General features: G+C 31.3%; 7 protein-coding genes and 1 pseudogene. 3 read left to right on the plus strand and 5 right to left on the minus strand.

The genetic code is table 11. The features are described 5' to 3' along the window. Positions 1 to 724: 724 nt before the first annotated feature. Positions 725 to 2,425 carry a hypothetical protein gene (locus U860_RS0129540; protein ID WP_025151306.1) on the minus strand — a complete coding sequence of 567 codons (1,701 nt, stop codon included), beginning with the start codon at positions 2,423 to 2,425 and terminating at the stop codon, positions 725 to 727. A 1,252-nt stretch (positions 2,426 to 3,677) separates the two neighbouring features. On the opposite strand from U860_RS0129540, the gene U860_RS0129545 reads away from it, so the two are divergent. The 3 genes from U860_RS0129545 (at position 3,678) to U860_RS0129555 (ending at position 7,281) form a co-directional block, all read left to right on the plus strand. After that, the gene (locus U860_RS0129545; protein ID WP_025151307.1) at positions 3,678 to 5,402 is read left to right on the plus strand and encodes a helix-turn-helix transcriptional regulator; all 1,725 of its coding nucleotides are present in this window, start codon (positions 3,678 to 3,680) and stop codon (positions 5,400 to 5,402) included. Positions 5,403 to 5,781: 379 nt separating this feature from the next. Then, positions 5,782 to 6,216, plus strand: coding sequence for a hypothetical protein (locus U860_RS0129550; RefSeq protein WP_025151308.1), 435 nt, complete (start codon positions 5,782 to 5,784; stop codon positions 6,214 to 6,216). A 237-nt stretch (positions 6,217 to 6,453) separates the two neighbouring features. Then, positions 6,454 to 7,281, plus strand: a complete 828-nt coding sequence (locus tag U860_RS0129555; protein ID WP_025151309.1) for a YrrS family protein — start codon at positions 6,454 to 6,456, stop codon at positions 7,279 to 7,281. Between the two features lie 171 nt (positions 7,282 to 7,452). On the opposite strand, the pseudogene U860_RS32240 reads toward U860_RS0129555, so the two are convergent. The 4 genes and pseudogenes from U860_RS32240 to U860_RS0129575 form a co-directional block, all read right to left on the minus strand. After that, positions 7,453 to 7,889, minus strand: a pseudogene (locus tag U860_RS32240) (hypothetical protein). 564 nt (positions 7,890 to 8,453) lie between these two features. After that, a complete protein-coding gene (locus U860_RS36145; protein ID WP_205206379.1) occupies positions 8,454 to 8,612 on the minus strand; it encodes a hypothetical protein in 159 nt (52 codons plus the stop codon). 604 nt (positions 8,613 to 9,216) lie between these two features. Beyond that, positions 9,217 to 9,588, minus strand: coding sequence for a hypothetical protein (locus tag U860_RS0129570; RefSeq protein WP_025151310.1), 372 nt, complete (start codon positions 9,586 to 9,588; stop codon positions 9,217 to 9,219). Position 9,589: 1 nt separating this feature from the next. After that, positions 9,590 to 10,289 (minus strand): ParA family protein (locus tag U860_RS0129575; protein WP_029953178.1); only part of this gene is annotated, 700 nt, incomplete at its 5' end.

The raw sequence follows: 10,289 nt of genomic DNA on the forward strand, positions 1-10,289 counted from the left end.
ATCTTATATATATTAAAAATATAAAGATAAAACTTATATAGGACGAAGAAATAGGTGTTTCCTCTTACTGTAACAAGGCTTTTGAGCATACCATAGCGTAAAAAATCATAAATAGAAGAATCTAACGACGGAAAAATAGGATTTGTTAAGATATAAAACCTACAAATAATCATAAATGACATATAGCGTCTCTACATAAAAACTGAAACAAATTGATACATGATTAAATATATTTATTCAAGCCTTAAATTTCGAATGCATCTACTGTATATCCACAATTTCACAATACTTACTCACAAAGCATTCACAATATAGGCTAACTAATCAACACAATTAGAATTTGTCACATTACTCACATAAATATTGATGATTTTTGATAGGTGAAGTGCCAAAATCCCTTTATTTCAATAATAATTACATAATATTATTCACATTAGGTTCTATTTATCTACTTATCCACGGAATTCAATATTTTTCTTATGATTTTTTGTAGGTATTTGTATGTATTTTAGATGAAAATAGCATGCTTATTTAAGCAGAGGTGTGGAAAATTAGTTAATTGAAGTACAGTTTTGTATAGGAATGTATAAAAAAAGACCCTATTATAAATAGAATCTAGTAAAGGTACCTATAAGAAGAAATCAATAGAGGGCTTTTATAGAATGAAATCAACACGAATAGCCCTCTATTTATAGTTTTTTCAAAAATAGAGAGCGGAGTATCGTTAATTTTTTTCTATGACTTCAAGTACTTGTTCGGCTGTTGTTACATGAATACCAGCGCGTACTAATTGTTCAAATGCACGCATAAATGCAATCAAATTGAATTCATCCGGTACTTCAATAACGCGAAGCTTTTCTTTAGGTAGTCGGTCTATCTTTTCAATGAACAATTCGCGAACATCACTCGGAATAAAGCGTTCTTTATGCCCTCTTGTTTTTAGAAGTTCACGTATTTCTATTTCTAAAGCCATATAAGCATTTAGATTTGTACCTTGTTCATAGGCGTACTTTCTAAACAATGTTTCTTCTTGATACTTTAAATAGTTACGGTGATACGATTCCTCTGTAACAGGTACAGCAAATTTGGATTTTAGTAATTCATATGTTTTACGGAACAACTTTTTGATGTTTCGAAGAGAGTACATAGAGAAATGTAATCCGAAATCAAATACAGCTTGCTCTTTTTGTTCTTTTGGAACATGTTGTGTAATAAGAGGGTAAATACCTTCTTTTGCTGCTGTATCAAGAATTTGATATTGTGATGTTTGATTTAACAGTTTTTTCAGTGTATACACTAACTTACTTGGATATTCTTCATTACGATCTATCATGTCACGTAAGCTACGAATGACACTTCGAATCTGTCGATGGCAAGTATACTTAAGTACATGAATAAATTTATTCATGTCTTGTGCAAATTCACCGATATTCAGTTCTTGTAGCACAGATTCAATAAAACGAGCTTTTCGTACATACGTAACCTTTGGAGTGAATGGATCGCGATACTGTACTTCTCCAGCTTCTTTTGTGCATAAGAAATCTGTATGTAAGGATAGATATAACGTCGTATATCTTTTTTTATTTTTAACCCCTTTTTGTAATTTACAAATTTTGAATAGGGGAGTCCCTGTACATGGTAATGCAGTTGTTAGTTCTGTCATAACTGCACGGATTTGATGTGGGTATTTCTTATGTAAAAAGCGGTACATCCCGCCAAAATGAGTTGTATTTCCTCTTTCATCTTGCTTGTCTAAGGAACGTTTGAGAGTGGTTTCGCTGTGCTGTTGCATAGCGATGTCCAGGAATAGTTTCTTAGCCGCAACTGACAGCTCAAAGAAAGCCTTTGTAAATACCACTGGGCTAATATAAACATAAGGGTTTACCTTTTCAGTTTCTTCATTCATAAAATGAGTTAGCTTAATGGTAGAGCGGCCATCTAATTCATTTTCTATTTTAATAATGTTATGTAAACTTAATTTCTTTAATGCAATATAGAATTGAGAATGCTGTATATAAGCAAATTCTTCTTTATATTGCTTGTAATCTTCCCACATCATATGTACTGTTACATTTGGAATGATCCCATTCGTGTAACATTTCTTGTGTAGATATAAGAAGACTTCTAAATCTGCATTTGTAAGGCCATATAATTTATGTTTTCGTCCCATTGTTTCTGAAATAGCAGATAGTGTACGACGTGAAAAAGATGGTTTCGCCTGAGCCACTAAGCCGTCTACATCAGCAATACGTTCTTCATATGTCATATGATCGAGAATATCCTCAAGGTATGTATCTTTATAGCTGTAGTATTTCTCTTCAAAAGCTTCAACAAGTTTTTGCCAAGATTTTAATGTTACGAGAACTGCATTTGTATCTTGTCCATTTAGACTACGTTGATTACGAATAATAAATGATTGTCCCATCTTTTTCACCTCCTACACATAAATCCAGAAATATATGCCAAAATACTATAAAATATACCAATTATGATTATAACAAATCGAAATTTGATGAAATATGCCCCTTTAAGAGAAAAAATGAAAAGATGAAATGCGCGTTGATCCCTTGTATATCAAGGGATTTGAAGATTTATCAAAATTTTTTTATGGACATCATACCGCTACCGGTTTTCATCTTTCTAGATAATCGATAAATCATTAGGAATAACCTCATAAACATTGATGCAACAATGTTTATGAGGTTATTTTATAAATACAAAAGGGACACCATATGGCTATAAATTTTCATGTTTTTAGATATGCAATTATGCATAGAGTAGCCTTTAAACGTTGGTATTAAAGAGTTTGAACTCAAAATTTCAAATTTTAAAAGGGACATCATATAGCTAAATCCTTTTCATCTTTTTATAAAATAAGGGACATCATACCGCTACCGGTTTTCATGTTATACAAATAGTCGAAAATAAGATCAAAAGGAAGTGAATGTATGATATCAAAGGGTTTATAGAACATTTAAGTCATGCAAAAGGGACATCATATAGCTATAAATTTTCATGTTTTTAGATATGCAATTATGCATAGAGTAGCCTTTAAACGTTGGTATTAAAGAGTTTGGACTCAAAATTTCAAATTTTAAAAGGGACATCATATTACTAAGAACTTTTCATCTTTGTATGAAAAAAGGGAAGTCATATCGCTACCGGTTTTCATATTATATATAGCTAAAAATACAACCAAAAGGTAGTGGGGGTATGATATCAAAGGGTTTATAGAGCATTTACATTATTCAAAAGAGACATCATATAGCTATAAATTTTCATGTTCCATATGTAATTACAAAAGAAAACCTATTATATCAAGCTTTATCCCTTTTTTCTTAAAACTGTGCAGTTGAATGGGGAATGATACAGCTACAGATTTTCATGTTTATGAAAAATGGCACTAATAGAAGCAGGATCTATGAAAAAAACTAGGATATTACGCAAGCCTTTGAATTAAGTCGTATTTGGATTTTACAAATTGATTTGGTCTTGTATAATCATTAAAAGGGATGACCATAGGTATGAACATTAAAATCCTGTAAAGGTGTAACGTAGAAAACTTCAAATAGAATATTCTAAGTATCTTTCTTGTTATGTGGAAAGGGACATCATATGGCTAAGTATTTTCACGTTTAAATAACACTTATTAAATTTATATAAGGAGAAAAATATATATGGAAAACGTTCTACAGTTGTTTAGGGACGCATTATCAATAACAGAACCACTTTATAAACAGAACGAGCAATTGTGGCATAAATGGAATTCTTACTATGTAGACGTTGAAGCAGATAATAGTAAAATTGTAACTTCAGAATATCTTTCTCCGTCATTTTCAATGCTTGTACAGTGGGTGAAGCAGCAACAAGGAAAAGGTATTTCATCTTTAGATATATTTAAAAATATAGATACTTACAAAGTAACAATTCATGAGACAATAGATGTCTTTATAGCTCAAGAGTTTCGTAACGAAGAAAAGGCTAATACTGTAACACCTACACCAGTAATTGAACCTGATGCGAATATAGCACATGAAAATTATTTAGAAGTAAATAATTCCGCTGTTTATTATAAGTTAAGAGATGGGATAGCAAAGAATCAATTTGAGGAAGATGAAAATACAAAATTAAAATCATATCCCATTGAAGCGAAAGATAGTAATGGAGTAGCACAGCTTTCATCTCATAAAGACGAAGATTTAAGGCTAACAAATATTGAAGAAGCCGCAAGGTGGAACACATTAGTAGATGGTGTAATGAGTAATATGGATGACTTAACAGCGGACGTATTAGATACCATCACAATTCAATGGCTAAATGAAGCAAATTCACCTGATGAATTTATTGATTTTTCATATGAACAAGTTTTAGAAATGTGCAGTATTTCAAAAGCAAAAGCAAATGGTGTTGAATATTATAGAGTGGAAGATAAGATTAAGGTAGCTAAACGTATAGCAGCTCTAGCAAGTATTTTTATATACTTAAATGATGAGAATGAAGTAGTTGTACTAAATGATCGCGCTGAAACAGGTAAACATTATGAGGTAAAGCGTGAAGTCATTAAACGGTTATTTGTATTAGATTCTGTAGTGCTTTGGAGAGATAAGAATACAAATGAATACATGGGTATAGAATCGTGCCGAATTAAACCGGGAAGTTTCTTATCCAGTTATCTATATGGATCTAATAGCACTACGGCACTATTATCAAAAAAGGCCCTTGAGTATAATAGCTATAGACACAAGTATCATAAAAGATTAATTCGTTATTTGACATGGCAGTGGAGAATTCGTCAAATGTTTTCTAACTTAAAAAGGCCCTATTCTATAGGGGGAGATAAAGGATTATTAGCGGTAATGGGTATAAACCAAAAGCAAAAGCCTAACCGTATTCGTGATCAATTAGAAAATGTTTTGATTGATTTAGAAAAAGAAGGTGTCATTTCTCATTGGGGATATGATAAGGGATTAGATGAGGATCAATTGATGAAGAAAAATTGGTTTAAAAAATATTATTCGCAGTTAGGAATAGTAATACTACCACCTAATGAATTAATTCGTTCAATGGAAAACTTAGCAAAGAAGAAGGCTACTGATGTAATCCATTCAACGGAAAGCCTAGCGAAGAAGCAGACTATTGATGTAATTCCTAGGGATAATCAGCCAGTAAAAACTGAAGAAAGGCTCTTAGATATAAATAGAAATGAACAGTTAATTCGGGATAGAATAGAATTTATACATCGGAGAAAGAACATAACTATGCGGGAGCTCTCAGCAGAGATAGGCATATCACAGCCCACTCTTTCAAGATTCTATAATAAAAAAACAAAGCGTCTCTCTGGAACTGCGAGTGACAAATTAAATCAATGGTATAAAAGACAGTTAATTATTGATAAGATGTAAGTTGAAAATTAAAGTCTAAAAAAAAGAGTCCTATTTCTAGGACTCTTTTTTTAGAGTATTTACATACCAATTACCAATTGAACTATCCCCACTTAGCTACGCTTGAAGCGTGGGATTCCTACGAACACCAGCGTAACCGCTAGTTATTTAGAAGGCTTCCCCCACCACAGAGCGGCAAAATTACCGACGAAAATTACGAACCTTACGTGACGCAACAAAGGATAGGACATGCATGCATGAAGATATGTACATATTCATTATTGAAGTTATTAATAATAAAATGTATTATTGAAAAGCACAATTTATAATTCAAGTAATTAAGACTATGTATTCATAATAAATTAAACATTGAGAAATGATATTATTGTCTAAAAATGAGGTGGAATTAATAGAAACAGTACATATTAAATGGTATGGATCGTATAGTTTAAATGATCTTTATAATAGAGAAGAAGCTTCTAAGAAGGGGATTTTTGCAATCTTTAGAGTGCATGCTAACAAAGAAACATTGCTCTATATAGGAAAAACCAAGAGGCACTTTATACAAAAGATAAGGGAACTTAATAACGATTGGTTTTGTGATGAAAGCGAATTAAAGATTAGATTAGGAATAATAGAATTCCCTAGTGGTGAAAGTTATTCTGAAAAGAAAGTAAAAGAGATAAAATCCCTTTTGATTTTACGGCATACCCCATTAGAAAACGACACATCTTTAGTATACTATAGAGGGAAGTTTAATTTGAAAATTATAAATAAGGGAAGAAGAGGTTTAATTGCTAAAAAGCTTTCCACAGATGATCTAATGTGGACATAAATGGAATCACCTTTGAATAAAATTGAAGGTTTCTTAAGTGCAGAAGCTTATCAATTTTTAATTTATTAAACTATTTTTGAATAACATATGTCAGATGCTTGAAAAAACACAAATTTTATTATTATATAGAATCCTGTATGGGAAGTGTAGTTCATTTCTATTATTTAATAAAATATTAAGAATTATAGGGACAATGCATAAAGATTAGAGGAGAAAATAAACACGGAGGTTTGAAGAATGGGACAAGGAAGCAGGTTTCAACAAAAACAGGAAAAACAACAAAATCGTCGTCAAAAGGGGATATTTAATATCGCATTTAGTTTAGTATTAGTGACAGTTGGTCTAGTGACATATCAGTTGTTTTTCCCTTCTGATACATCAAAGAAAGCAATTGCTCAAGAAAAGAATGCAACAAAGATAGAAAAGAAGCAAAGTGAAGATAAAGAAGCAACAAAGATAGAAAAGAAGCAAAGTGAAGATAAAGAAGCAACAAAGATAGAAAAGAAGCAAAGTGAAGATAAAGAAACAACAAAAATAGAAAAGAAGCAAAGTGAAGATAAAGAAGCAACAAAGATAGAAAAGAAGCAAAGTGAAGATAAAGAAGCAACAAAAATAGAAGAGAAGCAAAGTAAAGATAAAGAAGCAGCAAAGATAGAAGAAAAGAAAAGTGAAGATAAAGAATTAGCACAGTTAGAAGCGAAACAAAAAGCAGAAGAATCGGTAAAAACGAACGGAAATGAAAATAAAGAAGGAGAAAAAACGGTATCTCAAGAAAAGGGTTCTCAAACTAATTCTTCTTGGAAGCCAATTGGTACAGAGCAAGGAGCAAAACCTGCAATGAAATTTAAAGAGGGAACAGTAGATTGGAATGAGATGAAAAAAGCAATTTCTTATGCTGTTGATGTTCCAGAGAGCCAATTGATTTTCGATTTTATTGGGAATAACGGTAATAATAAAGCCTACGGTAATGTACGTGATAAGCAAAGTAATAAAAAATATAAGGTTGATATTGATTGGGTAGAGAATCAGGGTTGGAAACCAGCATCTGTTCAAGTGATAAAATAAATAATGTAAATGTTCCCTGCTCTTGTTGTGAGGACTAAGCTATTATTGTCCAGATAAGATAAACCTGGTCCTATATGATGTTTGAAGTAATTATGTATTTAAAAGTTTACTTTTGTAAAAGCTCAAAAAGAGTCCGTATCACTCAGGACTCTTTTTGTTATGTTGACAGCATTAATTACTAAATAAACTTGCTGTATCAAGATCTTCATATTCATCATTCAAAACAGGTGTTACAGATTTAGAAACGTCTTCTTTTTTACATCTTCATTATTATATTGCTCTTCAGAAGTCTCAATTTTTTCATTAGGAGATTTTCTCTCATTATGGATGCTTGAGTCTTCATTTTTAATAATGAGATTTGAATCTTTCAATATAATACGTCTAACCTCATTTAAAAAATCTTTATCTTGAAGCAAGATTTCTCTTTGCATTTGTTGTTGAATCTTATAATCACCGACATCTTGTCAGCCATGTTTATCAATAAAGTAACAGACAAGTTTATATAATGAATCTGCTATATTCCCTTGAGATTCAAACCATTTAAAGAATTCCTCGTTCTCAATTTCTTTGAGATTCAAAAAGAAAGATTCTCTTTTCTTGACAGCCATATTATCTCACCTTTTTTCGAGTAAGAATTTTCTTGTTTTAAAATACACTAATAAATATAGAAATATCCCCATTGGAAAATAGGGATATTTCTATATTAAGAAGGGGACTATAGTAGTGTTATGTGGTATATGCAATGGGATCAGTAATTTATGTTATTCCAGTAACTATTCAAAAACGCTCTTCTATATCTTCATTTCTGTAACAAAAGCAACAGGATATAGAAATATCTCAATATAGAAATAGGGATATTTCTATATTGCGAAGGAGATTATAGTAGTATTATGTGGTATATGAAATAGAATCAGTAATTTATATTGTTCTAGTAACTATTCCAAAGCTCTCTCCTATACCTTTATTTCTGTAACAAGGGTAATGACATATAGAAATATCGACTTATAGAAATAGGGATATTTCTATATTATTAAAAAAGAGCACAGCGATGATATGTGGTGCATATTATAGAATTAATGGATAATATCTAAAGCATTGATGTCAAAAGAGATTAACTACTTTGAACTACTCACCACTTAACGTCCTTACGGACTGTTTGAAGTGGGAGATTCTTAATCTCGCATTGCTCCCGCCTTTCGGGAAGTCATTGCACCTTGTCCTTCTCTTACATCTTTTTGAATTTCTTGTTTTACTTTTAGTGCATCAGTTTCAGTAAAATCTGGTTTCATAATAGAACCCAATTTCTCTATAGCCTTTTTATGATGTTGCATACAAGCCCTCCGCAATTTCTTGTTTAACAATCTTATTATTTACAAAAATACACTCGGTTTATCCCGAGTAATTGAGCGAATTTCACGTAAAGTAAAAGGGGGTTAAATTGAATAAGTGGTTTCTGATTTTAGGAATATCCAATAGAAATTATTCAACAATCGGGCGCTTTAATGGAATAAGGATCACTGAAATGATTAGACTTTTTTATAAAAGAATGATTCAATTAAATAAATTAAGAGTGTGTTTTGATCAATCTTTTTTCAAAACACGCTCTTTCTTTTTGCTCATTTATCAAGGTTATTAGTATCAATTTGACCAAACATTATTTCAAAGCTACATTTGAAGAAATAAAAAGAAGGGCGCTAATAGCTCAAAAGTAATGGCGTCTTAATACTGATCAGTGGTTTAGTGTTATTGTAGCCAAGTACAAAGAAGATATTAAATAGTTAGCTTAAGAGACAAAGCGATTGATGAGGGAATATCATAAGGGAATTGCGGTGATGAGAGGGACGAGAAAGTCGTGGAAGAAGTTCTGGTGATGATATTTTTAACTACAAAAATATAGAAATATCCCCATTTCTATGTAGGGATATTTCTATATTTCTAAATCTCTGTTAATAATTTAAATTTCCTTTTCTGTCCGGGAGTTAATTGATTTTCTACATAATGATGTATAAGTAAATCTATTATTTCATGAGCATATTTCTTATTAGTAAGTTTCATTAGTGCTCCAAGCTCTTCCTTAGATTGACCAGAAATTTTAATACTACCTTGTTGGTTTTTAAATGTCTTTTTCTCTGGTGTTTGCTCCTTCTTTTTCTCTTGCTGAGTCACTTGTTTTTCTTCATTTATAGGTGGAAAAGTAGGAGTATTCTCTTCACTTTTTGTTACAACTGAATCCTCGTTTGGGATATAAGGATCTGTTGGGTCAAAATTGCTCTTTTTTCTGCCTAATAATCCAGGAGTTCTTGCCATGTTATACACCAACCTTCATACTTTCAAAAACATTGATACGAGATAATAATTCATCACTAATTTTTTCGTATAGTTCTATTACATTTAAATCATGTCTATCATTTTCAGTGATACCGTTAACATCAAACCTTTTAATACGTTCCATCTGTGGAACGATATTTTTAAATAGGTTTTCTTCACCAAAAATTTCACGAGCATTTTCCATAATGTATTCATCCACTTTACCATTATTTTTTAATAGCACTGGAAGAATACCTACAACTTCAATATCAAGATTATATTGCTCTTTTAATTTTACTAGTTGGTTAATGTAGTTTTCCGCACCTGTAAGAGAACGTTCTTGTGTTTGTAGAGTTATAAGAACATAATCAGAAGCTACAACTGCATTTTTTGTGACTTCAATTGACATAGGTGGAACATCGATAAATATGTAATCGTATTTATGTTTTATTTTCTCAAGTAATCCCTTAAAGTAGAAATCTTCTTCTTCTTCCGAAGAACACGATTTATATAGAAATTTTGCGAAATCTTGAAAATCAACATAAGAAGGAATTAAATGTAAATTTTCCATTATTTCAACTTCTAATCCATCTAAATTCCCCTCTTGAATCCCTTTCATCAATGTTTTATTTAAAGTTACCTTTTCGTCAGGATTAAGGATAGATTTTGTTAACATAAGGGATTTTGTTGCATTACTCTGT

Origin of the sequence: Bacillus sp. H1a, assembly GCF_000633475.1 — a bacterium.
Taxonomy (GTDB): Bacteria; Bacillota; Bacilli; order Bacillales; family Bacillaceae_G; genus Bacillus_A; species Bacillus_A paramycoides.